Below are 22,364 nucleotides of genomic sequence, written 5' to 3' on the forward strand. Positions count from 1 at the left end.
TTTTCCAGGAAAAGCACCGCAGAACGGTGCGAAAACGGTAAATGAATTATAGGTATAAGTCGTAAATTATTGCCGGATAGCGATTTCAGCTTATCCGGCCTACACGTTGCCGCTAATGGGCTGTTAGCATATACGAGGTAAGGGTTCGGCGTGTGGTAAATCAAGGGTTCGTTTCACGCCGTAGAGTCCGGCAAGACGCACACCCTTGCGCTCTACCACTTCGCCAATCATTGCGGCATCGCGTCCTAACGGATGCTCGCGCAGCGCGGCAAGTGCCGTTTCAGCGGCCTGACGTTCAACGGCAATCACCAGCTTGCCTTCGTTAGCAAAGTTGAGCGCATCGAGGCCCAGCAGTTCGCAAACGCCACGTACTGCAGGCTTCACGGGCAGGGCCGCTTCTGACAGCTCAATACCAAACCCGCATGATGCGGCAAATTCATGCGTTACCGCATTCACGCCGCCACGGGTCGCGTCACGCAGCGCCTTCACGCCGGGGATATCACGTAGCGTCTGGATAAGCGGTGTCAATACCGCGCAGTCACTGACCAGTTCGCCATCAAGACCCAGTTGTTCGCGGAGGTTGAGGATAGTTGCGCCATGATCGCCAAGCGTACCGCTGACCAGCAGCACATCGCCCACGCTCAGGGTTTGTGCCCCCCAGTGAATGTTAGCCGGGATCGCGCCCATTCCGGCGGTGTTGATAAACAGTTTGTCCGCCGCGCCGCGCTGTACAACCTTGGTGTCGCCGGTGACGATGGCAATGCCCGCTTCGCGCGCGGTTGCCGCCATGCTGTTAACGACGGTTTTCAGTGTCTCCATTGGTAAACCTTCTTCGAGGATAAAACCGCAGGAGAGATAGCGCGGGAGCGCGCCGCTGACGGCCACATCGTTAGCCGTACCACAGATAGCCAGCTTGCCGATATTCCCCCCCGGGAAGAACAACGGATCAATAACATAGCTGTCGGTTGAAAACGCCAGACGGTCGCCTTCAGCGACCAGTTGCGCCAGTTCCAGACGTGCCTGATCTTCCTGTTCCGCCAGCCACGGATTCGCAAAAGCCTCCATAAACAGACTGTTGATCAACTGCTGCATAGCCTGACCGCCGCTACCGTGGGCGAGTTGTACGCTGTTCATGCTTCACACTCCTGCTGACGATATTGATACCAGGCGGCACATGCGCCTTCTGAGGAGACCATCAGGGCGCCAAATGCGGTCTCCGGATTACAGGTTTTACCAAACAACGGGCACTGATGCGGTTTGCATCTGCCGGTCAATACTTCTCCGCAACGCGCACGCGGATCGTCATACACCTGCTGCGGTGCTGGCTGGAAATGCGCTTCGGCATCAAAGCGTTGATACTCCGGCGTCAGATGAACACCTGAAGATTCAATCACGCCCAGACCGCGCCATTCACTGTCGCCATTGACGCAGAACACGTCGGCAATTGCCTGTTGCGCTAGCGCGTTACCGGCGTCCGGTACCACGCGACGGTACTGGTTTTCTACCTGGCTGTGCGCGGCAATTTTCTGCTCAATCAACATCACCACGCCCTGCAGCAGATCGAGCGGTTCGAAACCGGCGACCACTAACGGACGATGGAAATCTGAGGCAATGAAATTATAGGCATCGGTACCAATCACCATGCTGACGTGGCCCGGCGCTAAAAAGGCATCAATGCCGTTGTCCGGTTGTTCCAGCAGGCTGCGCAGCGTAGGGATAAGCGTGATGTGCTGGCAGAAAAAGTAAAAATTCTGCACGTCACGCTGTTTTGCTTGTTGCAGGGTAATGGCGGTTGTTGGCATGGTGGTTTCAAAACCCAGGCCAAAGAACACAACCTTACGCGTTGGGTTTTCCTGTGCCAGCTTCAGCGCATCCATCGGTGAATAGACGATGCGGATATCCGCGCCGCGCGCCTTGGCTTGTAGCAGGGAACCTTGTTTACCCGGGACGCGCATCGCATCACCAAAGGTGCAGAAAATCACTTCCGGATGGCTGGCAATTTCTACACAGCTGTCGATTCTGCCCATCGGCAGAACGCAAACCGGGCAGCCCGGACCATGAATAAACTCGACGTTTTCAGGCAGTAATTGATCGAGACCGAACTTGAAGATTGCGTGGGTATGACCACCACAAACTTCCATGATGCGCAGCGGGTGTTCAGCAGTGTAGGGGAGGAGTGCAGCACGTTCACACAGGTGCTCTATCAACTGCATCACCTGTTCTGGTGCGCGGTATTCGTCAACAAAACGCATTATTTTTCCTCGCCATACAGCAACGCGCCGACATCCGGCTCAACGTCAAACATGTTTTGTAGCGCATCGAGCGTGTCGCGCGCTTCTGCTTCATTAATGATGCTCATGGCAAAGCCGACGTGAACCAGTACCCACTGGCCCAAACGGGGTTGACCATGCTCATCGTAGCTACCGACCAGCGTCAGATCGACGTCGCGCTGAATACCGCAAACGTCGACTTTAGCCTGGTTGCCGTCAATGGTGCGGATTTGACCCGGAACACCTATGCACATCGCTGCGTCTCCAGCCAGGAGAGCCATTGGTCCATCCCTTCGCCGCTGGTGGCAGAAATCAGGATGATCTCAATTTCCGGGTTTACTTCCCGGGCGCTGGCGATGCACTTATCTACGTCAAAATTGAGGTACGGCAGCAGATCCACTTTATTGAGCAGCATCAGCGAGGCGGCGGCAAACATATGCGGGTATTTCAGCGGTTTGTCTTCGCCTTCAGTGACGGAAAGCACGGCCACTTTATGGCGTTCGCCGAGGTCGAAACTCGCCGGGCAAACCAGGTTGCCGACGTTTTCAATGAACAAAATACCATTGTCTTCAAGCGGCAAACGCGGCGCGGCGTCAGCGATCATTTGGGCGTCGAGGTGGCAACCTTTACCGGTGTTGACCTGGATGGCTGGCGTGCCCGTGGCACGAATACGTGCGGCATCGTTAACCGTTTGCTGGTCGCCTTCAATGACGGCACACGGCACGTTGTCTTTGAGCTTCATCAGCGTTTCGGTCAGCAGCGTGGTTTTACCGGAGCCCGGGCTTGAAACAAGGTTCAGCACCAGATGCTGACGGGCCGCAAAGCGGGCGCGGTTGCGTTCGGCCAGACGGTTGTTTTTATCCAGTACGTCAATTTCCACTTCCAGCATGCGGCGCTGGCTCATGCCCGGCGCATGGGTACCTGCTTCACCGTGACCATAGTGCAAATCGCCTTCTTCGGTCTGACTCGGTGTGAAACTGGAGGTTTTCACACCGGTAATATTCAGTGCCGGGCGAGCCGCCGGGGCAAATGGCGCGCTGCGAAACGCCGAGTGGGGATTATGCTCATCACCCTCTATATAAAGGTTGCCTTCAGCGCAACCACATGTCGTACACATCGCTCACTCCTGATCTATTGCTTATTACTAGCTTTTTATGCCGGAAATGACTAAGTCGATATCCGGCATTAATTAATCTTCAGCGTCGCCAATTTCAATTCGCCGAATCTGTAGACCGTCATCGGCCACAATTCTCAGCGTATCGCTGTTGCATTGCGGGCACCGACGCACGCGTTGCGTCAGTAAGGTGACGTATTGCTGACAAGATTCGCACCAACATTCGGCTTCTTGTTCTTCGAGGTGGAGTTTACAACCTTCTGCAAGGGTGCCACGGCATACCAGATCAAAACAAAAGGCGAGAGCGCTGGTTTCTACGCAAGAAAATGCGCCAATTTTGAGCCAGACCCCAGTTACTCGTTTTGCGCCGTGCTGGGTGGCCTGTTGTTCAATCAATTCCAGTGCCCGTTGGCAGAGGGTTATTTCGTGCATACCGCCTCCTGTGAAGTTGCCGTACTAAAAGCAATAAACATGCCAGCTTGGATTTTTTCCAACGTGACAATGACGACGATGACGAAATGACATGTCGTCACTCGTTTTTGATTTTTTATCTGTATGAAAATTAAGGATTTTAATTTTGGCATGAAATGTGCTTAAAGCTGTTCATCTCTGCTAAACGGGTAACCTGACATGACTATTTGGGAAATAAGCGAAAAAGCCGATTACATCGCTGAACGGCATCGTCGCCTACAGGACCAGTGGCGTATTTACTGTAACTCGCTGGTTCAGGGGATCACCCTGTCGAAAGCGCGTTTGCATCATGCAATGAGCTGTGCGCCGGACAAAGATCTCTGCTTTGTCCTTTTTGAACACTTCACTATCTACGTCACGCTGGCGGATGGCTTTAACAGCCACACCATCGAGTACTACGTCGAAACAAAAGATGGTGATGATAAACAACTGATTGCACAGGCACAGTTGACCATCGACGGTAAAGTCGATGAGCGTATCAACGCCCGCGATCGTGAACAGGTGCTGGAGCACTATCTCGAAAAAATCGCCACCGTCTACGACAGCCTGTATACCGCGGTTGAGAACAATATGCCGGTGAATTTAAGTCAACTGGTTGAGGGACATAGCCCGGCTTAAGCCTCGGGTACTGCCCAGTTTTGTCATGATGCGCTTTCATTCTGCGTCACGACAGTTTAGGGAATGGGCATGTCGAAAAATGTCGAAATGACATTTCGCAGACATGTTTTCGTCAAAAATGACTATCACCTGAGGAATGCCTGGTGAATCGTTTTGTAATTGCTGACTCCACTCTTTGTATCGGCTGCCACACCTGTGAAGCTGCCTGCTCAGAGACACATCGCCAGCATGGCCTGCAGTCTATGCCGCGCCTGAAAGTGATGTTAAATGAAAAAGAATCCGCGCCGCAGCTTTGCCACCAGTGTGAAGATGCACCTTGCGCCACCGTTTGTCCGGTTAATGCGATTAATCGTGTTGACGGTGCTGTACAGCTGAATGAAAGCCTGTGCGTCAGTTGCAAATTGTGCGGGATTGCCTGTCCGTTCGGCGCGATTGAGTTTTCCGGTAGCCGTCCGCTACACATCCCGGCAAACGCCAATACGCCAAAAGCGCCTCCGGCTCCGCCTGCACCTGCCCGTGTGAGCACGCTGCTGGACTGGGTTCCGGGCGTTCGCGCCATTGCGGTGAAATGCGATCTGTGCAGTTTTGACGAACAGGGTCCGGCCTGCGTGCGCATGTGCCCAACCAAAGCCCTGCACCTGGTGAGCAACATGGATATCGCCCGCGCCAGCAAACGTAAGCGTGAGCTGACTTTCAATACCGATTTCGGCGATCTCACCTTGTTTCAGCAGGCTCAGAGTGGGGATGCAAAATGAGCGCAATTTCACTAATTAACAGCGGCGTGGCTTGGTTTGCGGCTGCGGCGGTTCTGGCATTTCTGTTTTCATTTCATAAACCGTTGAGCGGTTGGATTGCCGGGGTTGGCGGCGCGGTCGGCAGCTTGTGTACGGCGGCTGCGGGTTTTACCGTTCTGACTAATGCGCTGGCGGTGAGCGGCGTGATGCCGTTTATTGGTCACAGTCTGCAAATTACCCCGCTAAATGCCATCTGGCTGATTACGCTGGGCTTGTGTGGCCTGTTTGTCAGCCTGTACAACATCGACTGGCATCGTCATCCACAGGTCAAAGCTAACGGCCTGCTGATAAATTTGCTGATGGCAGCAGCGGTATGTGCGGTGGTGGCCAGCAACCTCGGGACGCTGGTGGTGATGGCGGAAATCATGGCGCTTTGTGCCGTGTTCCTCACCGGCTGCAGCAAAGAGGGGAAACTGTGGTTTGCGCTGGGGCGTATCGGTACGCTGCTGCTGGCGATTGCCTGCTACCTTGTGTGGCAACGTTACGGCACGCTGGAGCTGCGTCTGCTAGACCTGCGCACTCAGGAGCTGCCGCTCGGGTCTGACATCTGGCTGCTGGGTGTGGCAGGTTTTGGCCTGCTGGCCGGGATTATTCCGCTGCACGGATGGGTGCCGCAGGCACACGCCAACGCCAGCGCGCCGGCTGCGGCGCTGTTCTCTACCGTGGTCATGAAGGTGGGGCTGCTGGGTATTCTGTCGCTGTCGCTGCTGGGCGGTAACGCGCCGCTGTGGTGGGGAATTACGCTGCTGGTGTTGGGTATGATCACCGCATTTGTCGGCGGTCTTTATGCGCTGATGGAGCACAACATCCAGCGTCTGCTGGCGTACCACACGCTGGAAAATATCGGCATTATTCTGCTGGGTCTGGGTGCTGGCGTGACCGGCATTTCCCTGAATCAACCTGCTTTGATTGCGCTGGGTTTAACCGGTGGTCTGTATCATCTGGTCAACCACAGCCTGTTCAAAAGCGTTCTGTTCCTGGGCGCGGGCAGCATCTGGTTCCGTACCGGTCATCGCGATATCGAAAAACTGGGCGGGATCGGTAAACGTATGCCGGTTATCTCTCTGGCGATGTTGGTTGGCCTGATGGCGATGGCCGCGCTGCCGCCGCTGAACGGTTTTGCCGGTGAGTGGGTTATCTATCAATCCTTCTTCAAGCTGGGTAACAGCGGGGCGTTTGTCGGTCGTCTGTTAGGGCCGTTGCTGGCGGTTGGGCTGGCAATTACCGGCGCGCTGGCGGTGATGTGTATGGCAAAAGTCTATGGCGTAACGTTCCTTGGCGCACCGCGTACGAAGGAAGCTGAGAATGCCTGCTGCGCACCAATCCTGATGGGTGTGAGTGTCGTTGCGCTGGCTATCTGCTGTGTGATTGGCGGTGTGGCTGCGCCGTGGCTGCTGCCGATGATCTCCTCTGCTGTTCCGCTACCGCTGGAAACCGCGAACACCACCGTTTCTCAGCCGATGATCACGCTGCTGCTGATCGCGTGCCCGCTACTGCCGTTCATCATCATGGCGATTTTCAAAGGTAACCGCCTGCCGTCGCGTTCACGCGGTGCGGCATGGGTGTGTGGCTACGATCACGAGCAGTCAATGGTCATTACTGCGCATGGTTTTGCTATGCCAGTGAAAGAAGCCTTTGCTCCGGTACTCAAACTGCGTAAATGGCTGAATCCGGTGTCACTGGTTCCGGGCTGGCAGAATGCGGCTGCGCCGGTGCTGTTTCGTCGCCTGGCGCTGATTGAGCTGGCGGTACTGGTGGTGATTGTGGTTTCACGAGGAGCCTGAGAATGAGTGTTTTATATCCGTTAATTCAGGCGCTGGTGCTGTTTGCCGTTGCGCCGCTGCTTTCCGGTGTTACCCGCGTGGCGCGTGCGCGTTTGCACAATCGCCGCGGTCCGGGCGTTTTGCAGGAATACCGCGACATTATCAAACTGCTGGGGCGTCAGAGCATTGCGCCTGCGGATTCCAGCTGGGTTTTCCGCCTGACGCCGTTTGTGATGGTGGGCGTGATGCTGACTATCGCCACTGCGTTGCCGGTAGTGACCGTTGGCTCACCGCTGCCGCAACTGGGCGATCTGATCACCTTAATTTATCTGTTCGCTATCGCCCGCTTCTTCTTCTCTATCGCGGGACTGGATACCGGTAGCCCGTTTACCGCCATTGGTGCCAGCCGCGAAGCGATGCTCGGCGTATTGGTTGAACCCATCCTGCTGCTGGGTCTGTGGGTTGCAGCGCAGGTTGCCGGTTCGACCCACATCAGCAACATCGCCGATACCGTTTATCACTGGCCTGCCACGTATAGCATCCCGCTGATTCTGGCGCTGTGCGCCTGCGCTTTTGCCACTTTTATCGAAATGGGCAAACTACCGTTCGATCTGGCGGAAGCCGAGCAGGAACTGCAGGAAGGCCCATTGACCGAATACAGCGGCAGCGGTTTTGCGGTGCTGAAATGGGGCATTAGCCTTAAGCAATTGGTTGTTCTGCAAATGTTCGTTGGTGTGTTCTTGCCGTGGGGACAGATGGAAACCTTCACAGCCGGTGGGCTGCTGTTGGCGTTGGTGATTGCCGTCGTCAAACTGGTTCTCGGCGTGCTGGTTATCGCCCTGTTCGAAAACAGCATGGCGCGTCTGCGTTTTTGCGCCACTTCACGCGTGACCTGGGCCGGTTTTGGGTTTGCGTTTTTAGCGTTCGTCTCCTTGCTGGTGGCGTGATTTAAGAGAGTTTGAGCATGTCTGAAGAAAAATTAGGTCAACACTATCTCGCTGCACTGCATCAGGCCTTTCCGGGCGTGGTGCTGGATGAAGCCTGGCAGACCAAAGATCAGCTGACGATCACCGTCAAGGTGAACTACCTGCCGGAAGTGGTGGAGTTCCTGTACTACAAACAGGGCGGCTGGTTGTCCGTGCTGTTTGGTAACGACGAACGTCAGCTGTGCGGCCATTACGCCGTTTACTACGTGATGTCGATGGAGCAGGGCACCAAGTGCTGGATAACCGTCCGCGTTGAAGTCGATGCCAATAAGCTGGAGTTCCCGTCCGTCACGCCGCGTGTTCCGGCTGCGGTCTGGGGTGAGCGCGAAGTGCGCGATATGTACGGTTTGATCCCGGTTGGTTTGCCGGATGAGCGCCGTCTGGTACTGCCTGATGACTGGCCGGACGAACTCTATCCGCTGCGTAAAGACAGCATGGATTATCGTCAGCGCCCGGCGCCGACTACCGATGCTGAAACCTACGAGTTCATCAACGAACTGGGCGACAAGAAAAATAACGTGGTGCCGATCGGCCCGCTGCACGTCACCTCTGATGAACCAGGTCACTTCCGTCTGTTCGTTGACGGCGAGAACATCATCGACGCCGACTACCGTCTGTTCTATGTCCATCGCGGCATGGAGAAACTGGCGGAAACCCGTATGGGTTACAACGAAGTAACGTTCCTGTCAGATCGCGTGTGTGGTATCTGCGGCTTTGCGCATAGCACCGCCTATACCACCTCCGTTGAGAATGCGATGGGCATCGTGGTGCCGGAGCGTGCGCAGATGATCCGCGCCATTCTGCTGGAAGTTGAGCGTCTGCACTCACATCTGCTGAACCTCGGTCTGGCCTGTCACTTCACCGGTTTTGACTCCGGCTTTATGCAGTTCTTCCGCGTGCGTGAAACGTCGATGAAGATGGCGGAGATCCTCACCGGGGCACGTAAAACTTACGGTCTGAACCTGATCGGCGGTATCCGTCGTGATCTGCTGAAAGAAGATATGATCCAGACCCGTCAACTGGCGCAGCAGATGCGTCGTGACGTGCAGGAACTGGTCGATATGCTGCTCAGCACGCCAAACATGGAACAGCGTACGGTCGGTATTGGTCGTCTGGATCCGGAAATTGCCCGCGACTTCAGTAACGTCGGCCCGATGGTTCGCGCCAGCGGCCACGCGCGCGATACCCGCGCCGATCACCCGTTTGTTGGCTATGGTCTGCTGCCGATGGAAGTTCATAGCGAGCAGGGCTGCGACGTTATTTCTCGTCTGAAAGTTCGTATTAATGAAGTCTATACCGCACTGAATATGATCGACTTTGGTCTGGATAATCTGCCGGGCGGTCCGCTGATGGTAGAAGGCTTTACTTATATTCCTCACCGTTTTGCACTGGGCTTTGCTGAAGCGCCGCGCGGAGATGATATCCACTGGAGTATGACCGGCGATAACCAGAAACTGTATCGCTGGCGTTGCCGTGCGGCGACCTACGCCAACTGGCCGACGCTGCGCTACATGCTGCGTGGCAATACCGTTTCCGATGCACCGCTGATTATCGGTAGCCTCGATCCTTGCTACTCCTGTACTGACCGTATGACCGTGGTTGATGTGCGTAAGAAGAAGAGCAAAGTCGTGCCGTACAAAGAACTTGAGCGCTACAGCATCGAGCGTAAAAACTCGCCGCTGAAATAAGGAATCGCCATGTTTACCTTTATCAAAAAAGTCATCAAAACCGGGGCGCCGACGTCGTCGTATCCGCTGGAGCCGATTGCGGTCGATAAAAACTTCCGTGGCAAACCGGAACACAATCCGCAGCAGTGTATTGGCTGCGCGGCCTGTGTGAATGCGTGCCCGTCGAACGCGCTGACGGTTGAAACCGATCTGGTCACCAATGAACTGGCGTGGCAGTTCAACCTTGGTCGCTGCATCTTCTGCGCCCGCTGCGAAGAAGTTTGCCCGACGGCGGCAATCAAGCTGTCGCAGGAGTATGAGCTGGCGGTGTGGAAGAAAGAGGATTTCCTGCAGCAGTCTCGCTTTGCGCTGTGTAATTGCCGCGTATGTAACCGCCCGTTTGCGGTACAAAAAGAGATTGATTACGCCATTGCGTTGCTGAAGCACAACGGTGATTCCCGTGCGGAAAACCACCGCGAAAGCTTTGAGACCTGCCCGGATTGTAAGCGCCAGAAATGCCTGGTGCCGTCTGACCGTATTGAACTGACTCGCCATATGAAAGAGGCCAGCTGATGAGCAATTTATTAGGCCCACGTGATGCCAACGGTATTCCGGTACCGATGACGGTGGATGAATCCATTGCCAGCATGAAAGCGTCGCTGCTAAAAAGCATCAAGCGTTCAGCGTACGTTTACCGTGTGGACTGCGGCGGCTGCAACGGTTGCGAAATCGAAATCTTCGCTACGCTCTCTCCGTTGTTTGACGCCGAACGCTTTGGCATCAAAGTGGTACCGTCCCCGCGCCATGCGGATATCCTGCTGTTTACCGGCGCGGTAACACGTGCCATGCGCTCTCCGGCGCTGCGCGCCTGGCAGTCTGCGCCAGACCCGAAAATTTGTATCTCTTACGGTGCCTGCGGCAACAGCGGCGGTATCTTCCACGACTTATACTGCGTATGGGGCGGCACGGACAAAATCGTACCGGTGGATGTGTATATCCCTGGCTGCCCGCCAACGCCTGCGGCCACGCTGTACGGTTTTGCAATGGCGCTTGGTCTGCTGGAACAGAAAATTCACGCGCGTGCGCCGGGTGAACTGGATGGGCAGCCCGCCGAAATTCTGCATTCGGATATGGTTCAACCGCTGCGCGTGAAGATCGATCGCGAGGCGCGCCGTCTGGCGGGCTATCGCTATGGTCGCCAGATTGCTGATGATTATATGACGCAGTTAGGCCAGGGCGAGCACCAGGTGGCGCGCTGGCTGGAAGCGGAAAACGATCCGCGTCTGACCGAGATCGTTACGCATCTTAACCATGTTGTTGAAGAGGCACGTATCCGATGAGTGAAACGGTGGTGTTCAGCCAACTGAGCCGTAAGTTTATTGATGAGAACGATGCAACGCCCGCCGAGGCGCAGCAGGTTGTCTATTACAGCCTGGCGATTGGTCACCACCTTGGGATCATCGATTGCCTGGAAGCGGCGTTAACCTGTCCGTGGGATGACTATCTGGCGTGGATTGCCACGCTTGCCGAAGGCAGTGAAGCCCGCCGGAAAATGGAGGGCGTGCCGAAGTACGGCGAGATCGTCATCGATTTCAACCATGTACAAATGCTGGCGCGTGCGTTCGATGATGCGCGTGCCGTGCAAACCCCGCAGCAGCAGGAGTGGAGCAAACTGATGCTCAGCATGTTGCACGACATCCACCAGGAAAGCGCCATCTATCTGATGGTGAGGAGACATCGTGACTGACGTTTTATTATGTGTGGGTAACAGCATGATGGGCGACGACGGCGCGGGTCCCCTGCTGGCTGAAATGTGTGTCGCAAATCCTCAAGGCAACTGGGTTGTCATCGACGGCGGTAGCGCGCCGGAGAACGACATTGTCGCCATCCGTGAACTGCGTCCGCAACGTTTGTTGATTGTTGATGCTACCGATATGGGGCTGAACCCAGGTCAAATCCGCATTATCGATCCCGATGACATTGCCGAGATGTTCATGATGACCACTCACAACATGCCGCTGAACTACCTGGTTGATCAGCTGAAAGACGATGTTGGCGAGGTGATTTTCCTTGGTATTCAGCCGGATATTGTTGGTTTTTATTACCCAATGACACAACCAATCAAGGATGCGGTCGATACCGTCTATCAGCGGTTAGCTGGCTGGGAAGGGCACGGTGGATTCTCCGAGCTTGAAGCGCCGGAAGAGTAAACCGTATCAGTGCCGGATGGGAGTGACATCCGGCCTGTTTCCCCGCTTATCCTCGTTACTCAATGGCCTGCTCAATAATTAATTTCCCCTGGGTCACTGACACACTCACTGCTGTTCCGGTAGGAAACCCTGCTTGTTCCAGCCAGTCGCCGTTCAGTGTGAGTGAAGCGTGCCGACTGATTCGTCGCGTGTAACCCGTTTTGGGATCCTCATGGCGTTTTCTGACATATCCAACAGTTAAACGACGGACGGGTTTGGTGATAGCCACTGCTGCTGTGCCATTTTTATCAGACATGCGCGCTTCCTTATGGTGAGCGACCAGGATTAAAAACTACTGAATAAAATGCCAGTAAAAAAGCGTGGGGGCAAACCTGAAACGGGAAGGACGGTTCCACATTTTGAATGCAATAAATGAAATGAAAATACGCACGTCTGCCGGAGGGCTGTGGACCCCTCCGGCAGGCCCTTCACGCCAGATCGACGCCGTTGCTGGCGATCACTTTTTTGTACCACCAGAATGATTTCTTGCGGGTGCGCGCCAGCGTGCCGTTGCCCGTATCATCGCGGTCCACATACACAAAACCGTAGCGTTTACTCATCTCACCGGTTGAGGCAGAAACCAAATCAATACAGCCCCATGTGGTGTAACCCATCAGCGGCACACCATCTTCAATAGCGTCTGCCATCGCGCGAATGTGTTCGCGTAAATAGCTGATGCGGTAGTCGTCATTGATCTCGCCGTTAGCATCAATTTCATCTTTCGCCCCCAGCCCATTTTCCACCAGAAACAACGGTTTCTGGTAGCGGTCATACATCATATTCATGGTAATGCGCAGACCAAGCGGATCGATGCCCCAGCCCCATTCGCTGGCGGCAATGTACGGATTACGCAGCGACTTCACCACGTTGGCGGCGCTGGTATTGCCGGTGTTCATTTCCGCCGAGGCACAGCGTGATGCGTAGTAGCTAAACGAGACAAAATCGACGGTGTTTTTCAGGATATCGTCATCTTCCGGGGCTTTTTCTATCACCACGCCCTTTTCGCGAAACACGCGGGCAGAGTAAGCGGGATAAGCCCCGCGCGCCTGCACATCAATAAAGAACAGGTTTTCGCGGTCTTTTTCCAGCGCGGTCCACACATCTTCTGGTTTACAGGAATAAGGATAAAAATTACCGCCAGCCAGCATACAACCGACCTGGTTTTGCGGATTAATTTCATGGGCTATTTTCGTCGCCAGGGCGCTGGCAATAAGTTCGTGGTGAGCGGACTGATATTTCACCTGATCCTGATTTTCACCTTCTTCAAATACCAGCCCGGCGCCTGAAAAGGGGCTGTGCAGCATAATGTTGATTTCGTTGAACGTCAGCCAGTATTTCACCAGCCCATCAAAAGCCTCGAAGCAGGTACGGGCGTAGCGGGTAAAGAACTCAACCATTTTGCGGTTACGCCAGGAGCCGTACTCGGTGACCAGATGCATCGGCACATCGAAGTGACACAGCGTGACCAGCGGTTCAATACTGTATTTTTTACACTCGGCAAATACCGCCCGGTAAAACGCGATACCCTCTGCATTCGGCGTCAGCTCATCGCCGTTGGGGTAGAGACGGCTCCAGGCAATGGAAGTACGAAAAACCGTAAACCCCATTTCCGCCATCAGCGCGATATCCTCTTTGTAGCGATGATAAAAATCGATCGCCTGATGGCTGGGATAAAATTCGTTATCCCGCAGCGCAAAGCGCTTTTCCTGACCCAGCTTGACGGGCATCCGATGTGTGCCGTGGGGGATCATATCGACGGTAGTCAGTCCTTTGCCGCCTTCCCGGTATGCCCCTTCAGACTGGTTGGCGGCCAGTGCGCCGCCCCATAAAAATCCTTGCGGAAAAACAGACATAATTAACCTCAGTTCATACCAGTCAAATGCTGGCTCCATTGATATTGCCCGGTTGTGCGGCCTGGTTTTTTCTGGCCTGCGCGGCTGCATCTTCGACAGGGATATCTTCAAAGCCCAGAATCAGCGTTAATACAAAGGAAAGCACTACCGCCAGCGCCATCACGCCAAACACCCAAACGATGGTCATCGGATTGGCCGGATCGAAAAACTGTACGCTGGTGAACAAGCCAGGAGCCGCCATGGAATGACTCGCCAGCCCGGCCATCCCGGCAACGGCACCGCAGATAAAACCGCTGATAAGGCTTGCAATCAGCGGTCGTTTCAGGCGGATTGCCACGCCATACAGCGCAGGTTCGGAAATGCCCGCCATGATGGCGGAGGCGGCTGCCGCTAACGCCGTCTGACGCAGTTCCGGGTTTTTGGTTTTCCATGCCACTGCCAGCGATGAACCGCCTAACGACAAGTTGGCGCCGATTTCTGACGGCATCACCATGCCTTCTTTCCCGGTTTCAGCAATGGTCTGAATAATGGTTGGGGTGAAGACGCGATGCATGCCGGTCATCACCAGCAGCGGCCACAATGCGCCCATAATGGCCACCGACAGCCAGCCGAGATAGCCGTGAATGGTATAAACCAGCGCGGAAATTGCGCTACCGATCCAGATACCGATCGGGCCAATGATGACGATGGCGAGCGGCGCGGCGATCAGCACGATTAGCATTGGTTTAAGGAAGTTTTTGGTTACCGCCGGAGTGATGCTATCCACCCAACGTTCGATGTATGACAGGCACCAGGTCATCACCAGCGCCGGGATCACCGTGTAGGTGTATTTCACCGCCGTCACCGGGATCAGGGCAAACTCAACGTGCTCACCCTGCGCAGCCTTCGCCATCAGATCGATGAAGCTGGGGTGCACCAGTACGCCTGCGATGGCGATTGCCAGCGACATGTTGGTTTTGAATTTGATAGCGGCCGACGCGGCGACCATCAGCGGCAGGAAGAAAAATGCGCCGTCACCGATAACGGTCAGAATGGTGAGCGTGGACGATCCTTTCTCCAGCACGCCGGTCATTTCGAGGATCATTGCCAGCAGCTTGAGCATTGATCCGCCGATAATAGCCGGGATCAACGGCGACATGGTGCCGATCAGCGCGTCGAGGATCCCCGCGCCAATCCGCTTCAGTGTCAGTCGGGGTTTGGTTTGCGGCTCAGCAGGCTGCATATTGGCAGGCAACAGGCTGACCACTTCGCGATACGCCTGCGAAACGGTGTTGCCGATGATCACCTGGCACTGGTTATCGCTACGCACCACGCCAAGTACGCCAGAGAGCGTCTTCAGCGTCGCGCTGTCGACCTGCGAGTCATCTTTGATAACGAAACGCAAACGGGTCATACAGTGGGTCACTGCTATGATGTTGTCAACGCCTCCCAGAGCCGTCACAACGGAGCGCGCCAGCGCTGCATAATTCTTGGACATCGGATTTAATCCTGTTTTATCAGTAGGGTACGTTATGTTTTATCCGTTTACGTTGGGTCGCTTTTCTGGGTTATGAAACGCAGATAGGAAACCGGTTCCACAAAATAATGTTTAAATTATGAATAATGAGCAAGATTTAATTTTGATCATTTTTTGTAATTGTGACTCCGATCATCAGATGTCAGCGTCTGCGATTTAGCAGCGAGGACAGCGGCGAAACGGTGCAGTACACTGCGTCACATTAAGAGAAAAGGGATGAGTAATATGACCACTATGCTGGAGGTGGCGAAGCGTGCCGGCGTGTCGAAAGCGACGGTTTCCCGGGTGCTTTCTGGGAACGGCTACGTCAGCCAGGAGACCAAAGACCGCGTGTTTCAGGCCATTGAAGAGAGTGGTTATCGCCCTAACTTGCTGGCGCGCAGTCTGGCGGCGAAAACCACGCAGACGCTGGGACTGGTGGTGACGAACACCCTTTATCACGGTGTCTATTTCAGCGAGCTGCTGTTTCATACCGCACGTATGGCGGAGGATAAGGGACGTCAGCTGTTGCTGGCTGATGGTAAGCACAGCGCTGAGGAAGAGCGCCAGGCGATCCAGTACTTGCTCGACTTACGCTGCGACGCGATTATGATTTATCCGCGTTTTCTCAGCGTGGATGAGATAGACGATATCATCGACGCCCATAGTCAGCCGATTATGGTGCTTAATCGACGTCTGCGGAAAAACACCAGCCACTGCGTGTGGTGCGATCAAAAGCAGACCAGCTTTAACGCCGTCACTCAGCTCATTGCCGCCGGACACAAAGAGATTGGATTTATTACCGGTTCGATGGATTCACCTACCGGCGTGGAGCGACTTTCAGGCTATAAAGACGCGCTGGCACATCATGGAATTGCGCTTAATAATGAATTGATTGTTAAAGGAAAGTGGACGCCAGCCTGCGGTGCTGCGGGTGTGGATACTTTGCTTTCGCGTAAGGTCAATTTTACCGCGCTGGTGGCCAGCAATGACGATATGGCGATCGGCGCGATGAAGCAGTTGCACGCCCGTGGTGTGTGCGTGCCTTTACAGGTCTCGGTGATTGGCTTCGATGATATCGCCCTCGCGCCATATACGATTCCTGCGCTTTCCAGTGTTAAAATCCCGGTGACGGAAATGATCCAGGAAACGATTGGACGGCTGATCTTTATGCTGGGGGACGGGGTATTTACCCCGCCAAAAACCTTCACCGGTGAACTCATTCACCGCGACTCTGTTGCGCCGCCCGTTTCGTCCTGACGGCTGTCATTTGTCATCGTCACTAGTGACGATGACACGCTTTCCTTGTAGACATCAAAATAAAAAACCTTTAAGAACAGTAGATTAAAATCTGGCACGATTTGTGAATGCTTCGGCAGATATTCTGTCATTGCTGGAGAAATTGATGAACCGTTTCATCATTGCAGACGCCAATAAATGCATTGGTTGCCGTACCTGTGAAGTGGCCTGCGTGGTATCCCATCAGGATAACCAGGACTGCGCATCGCTGACCCCTGAAACTTTTTTACCCCGCATTCACGTCATCAAAGGCGTTAATGTCTCCACGGCGACATTGTGCCGCCAGTGTGAAGACGCGCCGTGCGCTAACGTCTGTCCGAACGGTGCAATCAGCCGTGATAAAGGCTTTGTCCACGTAATGCAGGAACGCTGCATTGGCTGTAAAACCTGCGTTGTGGCTTGTCCTTATGGCGCAATGGAAGTGGTTGTGCGCCCGGTTGTACGTAACAGTGGGGCTGGCCTGAACGTCCGTGCAGAAAAAGCCGAAGCCAATAAGTGCGACCTGTGCCACCATCGCGAGGCCGGTCCTGCCTGTATGGAAGTCTGCCCGACTCACGCGCTGATTTATGTGGATCGCAATAAGCTTGAACAAATTAGCGCGGAAAAACGCCGTCGCGCGGCGCTGGATTCCACCGCATCTTTGCTGTTCTGATATCTGAAAATCCGCGTAAAATACGTGCCTGATGGCGCTGTGCTTGTCAGGTCTACAAAGGAGTAACGTAGGCCGGATAAGGCGAAGCTGCCATCCGGCAAACGGACATTTCAGGGAAACATTACCGCGGGAATTCATCATGACAATAAACACCCACACCGGCGTACAGTTGCGTATTCGCGGCAAGGTACAGGGCGTTGGATTTCGCCCCTACGTCTGGCAACTGGCGCAGCGGTTACAGCTGCATGGCGACGTGTGTAACGACGGTGACGGTGTGGTTGTGCGCTTGCAGGAAGATCCGGCGGAATTTATTGCGCAGTTGCACCAACACTGCCCGCCACTGGCGCGCATTGATAGCGTTGAGCGCGAATCGTTCGCCTGGACGCAACAGCCTGCCGATTTCACTATTCGGCAAAGCGCTGGCGGTTCGATGAATACGCAGATCGTTCCGGACGCCGCGACCTGTCCCGAATGTCTGATTGAAATGAGCACCCCCGGCGAACGCCGTTATCGTTATCCTTTTATCAACTGTACCCACTGCGGTCCGCGCTTCACTATTATTCGTGCAATGCCGTATGACCGTCCCTTTACCGTCATGACCTCATTCCCACTGTGTTCACAATGCGAAGCGGAATACCGCGATCCATATGATCGTCGTTTTCATGCGCAGCCTGTCGCTTGCCCAGCGTGTGGCCCGCATCTTGAGTGGATAAGCGCAGATCTGCGGGCGGAAAAAGAAGCAGCGTTGCAGGCGGCGGTATCGCGACTCAAAGCGGGCGGAATTGTGGCCGTTAAAGGCATTGGTGGGTTTCATCTGGTGTGCGATGCGCGCAATGATGACGTCGTCGCGCTGCTCAGGCTGCGCAAACACCGCCCGGCGAAACCGTTGGCGGTAATGCTACCAACTGATGACGGACTACCTGAACCCGCGCGTCGTTTGCTCACAACCCCCGCTGCGCCGATCGTGCTGGTGCAAAAACGCTATGTCGCTGCATTGAGCGAGGGCATTGCGCCAGGGTTAACGGAAGTGGGCGTCATGCTGCCCGCGAATCCGTTACAGCATTTGCTCTTGCAAGAGATGAATTGCCCGCTGGTGATGACCTCCGGCAATCTTAGCGGCAGGCCGCCTGCTATTACCAATGCGCAGGCGCTGGAAGATTTAAGTGAGATTGCCGATGGTTTTTTGCTGCATAACCGCGAAATTGTGCAGCGGATGGATGACTCCGTGGTGCGCGACAGCGGGGAAATGCTGCGTCGTTCCCGGGGTTACGTGCCGGATGCGGTCACGCTGCCGCCGGGATTTCGCGACGTGCCGCCGATGCTGTGCTTAGGTGCGGATCTGAAAAATACTTTCTGCCTGGTGCGCGGCGAACAGGCGGTTATCAGCCAGCATTTAGGCGATCTCAGCGATGACGGCATTCAGCAACAGTGGCGTGATGCGCTGCGTCTTATCCAGAACATTTATGATTTTACGCCACAGCGTATCGTGCATGATGCACACCCTGGCTATGTTTCCAGCCAGTGGGCCAGTGAAATGAATCTGCCAACCGAAACAGTACTGCATCACCATGCGCATGCTGCAGCATGTCTGGCCGAGCACGGCTGGCCGCTCGACGGAGGTGACGTGATTGCTCTGACGCTGGACGGCATCGGCATGGGGGAAAATGGTGCGCTGTGGGGAGGTGAGTGTTTGCGGATCAACTATCGTGAATGCGAGCACCTTGGCGGCTTACCGGCGGTAGCGCTGGCGGGCGGCGATTTAGCGGCAAAACAGCCATGGCGCAATCTGCTCGCGCAATGCCTGCGTTTTGTTCCTGACTGGCAGCGTTACCCGGAAACATCGGGGCTACAGCATCAAAACTGGAACGTACTGGCGCGCGCCATTGAGCGGGGAATCAATGCCCCGCTGGCATCGTCGTGCGGGCGCTTGTTTGATGCGGTTGCCGCCGCGTTGCATTGTGCGCCGGAATCGTTGAGTTATGAAGGTGAGGCGGCCTGTGCGCTGGAGGCGCTGGCATCGCGGTGTGCAGGTGTTGATCACCCTGTTACGGTGCCGCTTAATGGCAATCAACTGGACTTAGCGATTTTTTGGCAGCAATGGCTCACCTGGCAGACCGACCCTGCAGAAAGAGCGTGGACGTTTCACGACGCGCTGGCGCGTGGTTTTGCCACGCTGATGCGTGAGCAGGCCGAAGCGCGCGGAATTAAAACGTTAGTATTCAGCGGTGGCGTGATGCATAACCGCTTATTGTCGGCCCGTCTGGCGTTTTATCTGCGTGATTTTACCTTACTGTTCCCGCAGCGTTTACCGGCGGGCGACGGCGGGTTGTCATTGGGGCAGGGCGTGATTGCCGCGGCGCGGGTGTTGACGCAAAAATAAAAAAAAGCCCCGGGACTGGCGGGGCAAGAAAAACATGTCGGGGCATACCGACAAGTGGCAACGCACATCCGTGCGCGTGAGGTTAATAAATCAAGCAACGGTACTCTGGACTTACACGGGCAGCGTTTTCAGCAGCGCAAAGGCCTCTTTCATTCGGTCTTCACTGACGACAAACGCACACAGCTGGCCTTCAGCGTTCATCCCTCTGGCCACCATACCCTGCGCTTCGGCGGCAATATGCCAGTTTAGATCGCGGCTCTGGGTTTCCCCGGCCAGATGCAATGGCAACTCCGGGGTTTTGACTTTTACTAACATCGCTGGCAGCTTCAATTGGGCATTGCCGCCGAGCAGGTTCTTCGCCAGATACATGGCGCTCAGTTGAATCGGCTGCAGGAACGGCAGAACCTGACCATTAATTTCCGCACAGTCGCCGAGGGCATAAATGTCCGGGTGGCTGGTTTGCAGATAGCTGTCGACGCAGACGCCACGATTGATGTTCAATCCGGCGCGACGCGCCAGCGCGGTTTCAGGGCGCAGGCCGGTGGCGGCAATCACCGCATCGACTTCTACGTTGCGGCTACGATCGAGCGTGGCGCGAATACCCGAGGCCGTTTTTTCCAGCCCCTGAAGCTGGGATTTCAGCAGCAGATGGACACCCATATCGGTCAGACGATGCTGTAAGCGACTGCTGACTTCCGGCGGCATCAGCGAGGCCAGAATGCTGGCGGCGTTGTCGATAAGCGTTACCGCTTTACCGGCCCGACAGAAATCCATCGCCAGTTCGCTACCAATCAGTCCGCCGCCAACAATCAGCACCCGCCGGGCGTCACGCAGCAGCGTTTCACAGGCGCGATACTCTTGTTGGCTGTTCAATGTAAGCATTAACTCACGCCCGCTAACCGGAGGTACAATGGCTGAAGCCCCCGTCGCCAGCACCAGTTTGTCGTACTGCCACTGCTTGTCCTGACTTTTCACTATGTGGGCATCGGCGTCGATGTCGGTTACCCAGGTATGTGGGAACAGGCGCAAATTAAACTGCTCGGCAAACTCCCCCGCCGACTGGCGGGTGAGGTCGTCTGCACGCTGTGACTGACTGATAACGTGGCTGAGATCGGGCTTGTTGTACTCATCCATGCTGTCCGCGGCAATCAGGGTCAGCGGGACAGTCACATCCTGCTTACGGATATTTTTGACTAACTGGCGGGCGGCGAAGCCCGAACCAATGATGACAATTTCGTGGCTCATTTTGCCTCCGTTGCCAGTACGTCGAAGACGTCTTTACCTAATGAACATTCCGGGCACAGGAAGTTGTCCGGTACGTCGCTCCACGGTGTACCCGGTGCAACGTCCTGCAGCGGTTCACCTTTTGCTGGGTCGTAAATCCACTGGCACACGCTGCACTGCATGCTTGGGCCAAGGTCAGCGGCAGCCGCAGCGGCACAGGCGCACTCTTCTTCTTTGGACAAGGCTTTAACGGGGGTCTCCGGCAGTGGAGCAAGCGCCCACTGACGTGCAATTTCGCGGCCATGCTGGCGGCACAGTTCCAGTGCACCGAGGTCCGGACGCCATTTCGCCTTCAGGCTCAGCGACATCTCGAAACCGGCATCCTGCAAACGCGTGGACAAACGGTCTACCGCACCGCCGCTCCAGCCGTGTGAACCAAAGGCGCTGGCACGCTTGTTACGAAAACGCAGGCCGGTCATCTCTTCCACCAGACCGGCGATTTTCGGCATCATCACGTTGTTCATTGTGGAAGTCCCGACCAGCACGCCTTTAGAGCGGAAGACGTTAGTCAGGACTTCGTTTTTGTCGCTACGGGCGACGTTAAAGATTTTTACCGCCACGTTCGGGTCGACTTCGTTGATGCCCTGGGCAATCGCGTCCGCCATCATGCGGGTGTTATTGGACATGGTGTCGTAGAAAATGGTGATGCGGTCTTCCTGATAATCCGCTGCCCATTTCAGGTACAGCTCAACGATTTGTGTCGGGTTGTCGCGCCATACCACGCCGTGGGAAGTGGCAATCATATCGACCGGCAGGTTGAAGCTGAGGATCTCAGTAATTTTCGGCGTCACCAGACGGCTGAACGGCGTCAGGATATTGGCATAGTAGCGCTGGCACTGTTCGAACAGTTCGGCCTGGTCAACTTCGTCGTTGAACAGGCGTTCGTCGCAGTAGTGCTGGCCGAAGGCATCGTTACTGAACAGCACCGCATCGCCGGTCATGTAGGTCATCATACTGTCCGGCCAGTGCAGCATGGGTGTTTCAACGAAGATCAGCTGTTTGCCGTTGCCGATGTCAAGGCTGTCGCCGGTTTTGACCACATTGAAGTTCCACTCCGGGTGATGGTGGTGTCCGTTAATAGAGTCAATGGCATTAGCGGTGCAGTAGATTGGCGTGTCCGGGATGCAGGACATCAGCTCGGTCAGCGCACCGGCATGGTCTTCTTCCGCGTGGTTAATAATGATGTAGTCGATATCGGCAAGGTCGATTTCACTGCGCAGGTTCTGCACGAATTCACGGCTGAATTTGTGGTCTACGGTATCGATCAGGACATTTTTTTCTTCACGGATGAGATAGCTGTTATAGCTGCTACCGCGCAGCGTTTTGTATTCAGTTCCGTGGAAATCACGCACTTCCCAGTCACGTTGGCCAACCCAATGAATGTTATTTTTAACCAGAATAGACATAACAACCTCAATTAATTCAGCGTTTTTCAAAAAAGATGTTTTGCTAATAGCAGGTTGCATGCC

At 55.0% G+C, this 22,364-nt stretch carries 22 protein-coding genes; 12 read left to right on the forward strand and 10 right to left on the reverse strand.

Features of this window, described 5'->3' with window-relative positions:
* Positions 1-123: 123 nt before the first annotated feature.
* The 5 genes from hypE to hypA all read right to left on the reverse strand — a co-directional run bounded on the left by hypE (position 124) and on the right by hypA (position 3,816).
* On the reverse strand, positions 124-1,134 hold the full coding sequence (gene hypE, locus NMD08_RS05850) for a hydrogenase expression/formation protein HypE (protein WP_286538245.1): 1,011 nt from the start codon (positions 1,132-1,134) through the stop codon (positions 124-126).
* Positions 1,131-2,252 carry a hydrogenase formation protein HypD gene (gene hypD / locus NMD08_RS05855; RefSeq protein WP_151218207.1) on the reverse strand — a complete coding sequence of 374 codons (1,122 nt, stop codon included), beginning with the start codon at positions 2,250-2,252 and terminating at the stop codon, positions 1,131-1,133. Before hypD ends, hypE begins: the two co-directional genes overlap by 4 nt.
* Positions 2,252-2,524 carry a hydrogenase 3 maturation protein HypC gene (hypC, locus tag NMD08_RS05860; RefSeq protein WP_151218206.1) on the reverse strand — a complete coding sequence of 91 codons (273 nt, stop codon included), beginning with the start codon at positions 2,522-2,524 and terminating at the stop codon, positions 2,252-2,254. Before hypC ends, hypD begins: the two co-directional genes overlap by 1 nt.
* Positions 2,515-3,387, reverse strand: a complete 873-nt coding sequence (gene hypB / locus NMD08_RS05865) for a hydrogenase nickel incorporation protein HypB (RefSeq protein WP_151218205.1) — start codon at positions 3,385-3,387, stop codon at positions 2,515-2,517. Before hypB ends, hypC begins: the two co-directional genes overlap by 10 nt.
* Positions 3,388-3,459: 72 nt before the next feature.
* On the reverse strand, positions 3,460-3,816 hold the full coding sequence (gene hypA / locus NMD08_RS05870; RefSeq protein ID WP_042310587.1) for a hydrogenase maturation nickel metallochaperone HypA: 357 nt from the start codon (positions 3,814-3,816) through the stop codon (positions 3,460-3,462).
* A gap of 198 nt (positions 3,817-4,014) precedes the next feature.
* Between hypA and hycA the strand changes: the two genes are divergently transcribed.
* The 9 genes from hycA to hycI all read left to right on the forward strand — a co-directional run bounded on the left by hycA (position 4,015) and on the right by hycI (position 11,893).
* A complete protein-coding gene (hycA, locus tag NMD08_RS05875; RefSeq protein ID WP_151218204.1) occupies positions 4,015-4,473 on the forward strand; it encodes a formate hydrogenlyase regulator HycA in 459 nt (152 codons plus the stop codon).
* 143 nt (positions 4,474-4,616) lie between these two features.
* On the forward strand, positions 4,617-5,228 hold the full coding sequence (hycB, locus tag NMD08_RS05880) for a formate hydrogenlyase subunit HycB (protein WP_005130602.1): 612 nt from the start codon (positions 4,617-4,619) through the stop codon (positions 5,226-5,228).
* A complete protein-coding gene (hycC, locus tag NMD08_RS05885; protein WP_187258903.1) occupies positions 5,225-7,051 on the forward strand; it encodes a formate hydrogenlyase subunit 3 in 1,827 nt (608 codons plus the stop codon). Before hycB ends, hycC begins: the two co-directional genes overlap by 4 nt.
* Positions 7,052-7,053: 2 nt before the next feature.
* Positions 7,054-7,977, forward strand: coding sequence for a respiratory chain complex I subunit 1 family protein (locus NMD08_RS05890; protein ID WP_187253104.1), 924 nt, complete (start codon positions 7,054-7,056; stop codon positions 7,975-7,977).
* Between the two features lie 17 nt (positions 7,978-7,994).
* Positions 7,995-9,704 carry a formate hydrogenlyase subunit HycE gene (gene hycE, locus NMD08_RS05895; RefSeq protein WP_005130590.1) on the forward strand — a complete coding sequence of 570 codons (1,710 nt, stop codon included), beginning with the start codon at positions 7,995-7,997 and terminating at the stop codon, positions 9,702-9,704.
* 9 nt (positions 9,705-9,713) lie between these two features.
* A complete protein-coding gene (gene hycF, locus NMD08_RS05900; RefSeq protein ID WP_003846595.1) occupies positions 9,714-10,256 on the forward strand; it encodes a formate hydrogenlyase subunit HycF in 543 nt (180 codons plus the stop codon).
* Positions 10,256-11,023 carry a formate hydrogenlyase subunit HycG gene (hycG, locus tag NMD08_RS05905; protein WP_151224246.1) on the forward strand — a complete coding sequence of 256 codons (768 nt, stop codon included), beginning with the start codon at positions 10,256-10,258 and terminating at the stop codon, positions 11,021-11,023. Before hycF ends, hycG begins: the two co-directional genes overlap by 1 nt.
* Positions 11,020-11,430, forward strand: a complete 411-nt coding sequence (locus NMD08_RS05910) for a formate hydrogenlyase maturation HycH family protein (protein WP_005130585.1) — start codon at positions 11,020-11,022, stop codon at positions 11,428-11,430. Before hycG ends, NMD08_RS05910 begins: the two co-directional genes overlap by 4 nt.
* A complete protein-coding gene (hycI, locus tag NMD08_RS05915; RefSeq protein WP_151224245.1) occupies positions 11,423-11,893 on the forward strand; it encodes a hydrogenase maturation peptidase HycI in 471 nt (156 codons plus the stop codon). The genes NMD08_RS05910 and hycI overlap by 8 nt, the downstream gene beginning before the upstream one ends.
* A gap of 55 nt (positions 11,894-11,948) precedes the next feature.
* On the opposite strand, the gene NMD08_RS05920 is transcribed toward hycI, so the two are convergent.
* From NMD08_RS05920 to ascF, 3 genes are all read right to left on the reverse strand, one after another.
* A complete protein-coding gene (locus NMD08_RS05920; RefSeq protein ID WP_151218200.1) occupies positions 11,949-12,188 on the reverse strand; it encodes a SymE family type I addiction module toxin in 240 nt (79 codons plus the stop codon).
* Between the two features lie 172 nt (positions 12,189-12,360).
* Positions 12,361-13,785, reverse strand: a complete 1,425-nt coding sequence (locus tag NMD08_RS05925; protein ID WP_151224243.1) for a 6-phospho-beta-glucosidase — start codon at positions 13,783-13,785, stop codon at positions 12,361-12,363.
* A gap of 22 nt (positions 13,786-13,807) precedes the next feature.
* On the reverse strand, positions 13,808-15,262 hold the full coding sequence (gene ascF, locus NMD08_RS05930) for a PTS cellobiose/arbutin/salicin transporter subunit IIBC (RefSeq protein ID WP_370619747.1): 1,455 nt from the start codon (positions 15,260-15,262) through the stop codon (positions 13,808-13,810).
* A gap of 264 nt (positions 15,263-15,526) precedes the next feature.
* On the opposite strand from ascF, the gene NMD08_RS05935 reads away from it, so the two are divergent.
* The 3 genes from NMD08_RS05935 (at position 15,527) to hypF (ending at position 19,611) form a co-directional block, all read left to right on the forward strand.
* Entirely contained in the window at positions 15,527-16,540 is a 1,014-nt protein-coding gene (locus NMD08_RS05935; protein ID WP_151224446.1) for a LacI family DNA-binding transcriptional regulator, read from the forward strand.
* Between the two features lie 145 nt (positions 16,541-16,685).
* Positions 16,686-17,231: an electron transport protein HydN gene (gene hydN / locus NMD08_RS05940; protein ID WP_151224241.1), complete on the forward strand. Its 546-nt coding sequence runs from the start codon at positions 16,686-16,688 to the stop codon at positions 17,229-17,231.
* A gap of 139 nt (positions 17,232-17,370) precedes the next feature.
* Positions 17,371-19,611: a carbamoyltransferase HypF gene (hypF, locus tag NMD08_RS05945; RefSeq protein ID WP_370619749.1), complete on the forward strand. Its 2,241-nt coding sequence runs from the start codon at positions 17,371-17,373 to the stop codon at positions 19,609-19,611.
* A 111-nt stretch (positions 19,612-19,722) separates the two neighbouring features.
* Here hypF and norW read toward each other — a convergent pair whose 3' ends face one another.
* Together norW and norV are read right to left on the reverse strand one after the other, a co-directional pair.
* Entirely contained in the window at positions 19,723-20,856 is a 1,134-nt protein-coding gene (gene norW / locus NMD08_RS05950; RefSeq protein ID WP_370619751.1) for an NADH:flavorubredoxin reductase NorW, read from the reverse strand.
* On the reverse strand, positions 20,853-22,301 hold the full coding sequence (norV, locus tag NMD08_RS05955) for an anaerobic nitric oxide reductase flavorubredoxin (protein ID WP_151218195.1): 1,449 nt from the start codon (positions 22,299-22,301) through the stop codon (positions 20,853-20,855). The genes norW and norV overlap by 4 nt, the downstream gene beginning before the upstream one ends.
* Between the last annotated feature and the right edge of the window lie 63 nt (positions 22,302-22,364).

Source organism: Citrobacter meridianamericanus, assembly GCF_041320245.1.
GTDB classification, from domain to species: Bacteria; Pseudomonadota; Gammaproteobacteria; order Enterobacterales; family Enterobacteriaceae; genus Citrobacter; species Citrobacter meridianamericanus.

Bases quoted from the DNA above. Each gene is read 5' to 3' on its own strand.
- hypE (WP_286538245.1), bottom strand. From the start codon at position 1,134: ATGAACAGCGTACAACTCGCCCACGGTAGCGGCGGTCAGGCTATGCAG.
- hypD (WP_151218207.1), bottom strand. From the start codon at position 2,252: ATGCGTTTTGTTGACGAATACCGCGCACCAGAACAGGTGATGCAGTTG.
- hypC (WP_151218206.1), bottom strand. From the start codon at position 2,524: ATGTGCATAGGTGTTCCGGGTCAAATCCGCACCATTGACGGCAACCAG.
- hypB (WP_151218205.1), bottom strand. From the start codon at position 3,387: ATGTGTACGACATGTGGTTGCGCTGAAGGCAACCTTTATATAGAGGGT.
- hypA (WP_042310587.1), bottom strand. From the start codon at position 3,816: ATGCACGAAATAACCCTCTGCCAACGGGCACTGGAATTGATTGAACAA.
- hycA (WP_151218204.1), top strand. From the start codon at position 4,015: ATGACTATTTGGGAAATAAGCGAAAAAGCCGATTACATCGCTGAACGG.
- hycC (WP_187258903.1), top strand. From the start codon at position 5,225: ATGAGCGCAATTTCACTAATTAACAGCGGCGTGGCTTGGTTTGCGGCT.
- NMD08_RS05890 (WP_187253104.1), top strand. From the start codon at position 7,054: ATGAGTGTTTTATATCCGTTAATTCAGGCGCTGGTGCTGTTTGCCGTT.
- hycE (WP_005130590.1), top strand. From the start codon at position 7,995: ATGTCTGAAGAAAAATTAGGTCAACACTATCTCGCTGCACTGCATCAG.
- hycF (WP_003846595.1), top strand. From the start codon at position 9,714: ATGTTTACCTTTATCAAAAAAGTCATCAAAACCGGGGCGCCGACGTCG.
- hycG (WP_151224246.1), top strand. From the start codon at position 10,256: ATGAGCAATTTATTAGGCCCACGTGATGCCAACGGTATTCCGGTACCG.
- NMD08_RS05910 (WP_005130585.1), top strand. From the start codon at position 11,020: ATGAGTGAAACGGTGGTGTTCAGCCAACTGAGCCGTAAGTTTATTGAT.
- NMD08_RS05920 (WP_151218200.1), bottom strand. From the start codon at position 12,188: ATGTCTGATAAAAATGGCACAGCAGCAGTGGCTATCACCAAACCCGTC.
- NMD08_RS05925 (WP_151224243.1), bottom strand. From the start codon at position 13,785: ATGTCTGTTTTTCCGCAAGGATTTTTATGGGGCGGCGCACTGGCCGCC.
- ascF (WP_370619747.1), bottom strand. From the start codon at position 15,262: ATGTCCAAGAATTATGCAGCGCTGGCGCGCTCCGTTGTGACGGCTCTG.
- NMD08_RS05935 (WP_151224446.1), top strand. From the start codon at position 15,527: ATGACCACTATGCTGGAGGTGGCGAAGCGTGCCGGCGTGTCGAAAGCG.
- hydN (WP_151224241.1), top strand. From the start codon at position 16,686: ATGAACCGTTTCATCATTGCAGACGCCAATAAATGCATTGGTTGCCGT.
- hypF (WP_370619749.1), top strand. From the start codon at position 17,371: ATGACAATAAACACCCACACCGGCGTACAGTTGCGTATTCGCGGCAAG.
- norW (WP_370619751.1), bottom strand. From the start codon at position 20,856: ATGAGCCACGAAATTGTCATCATTGGTTCGGGCTTCGCCGCCCGCCAG.
- norV (WP_151218195.1), bottom strand. From the start codon at position 22,301: ATGTCTATTCTGGTTAAAAATAACATTCATTGGGTTGGCCAACGTGAC.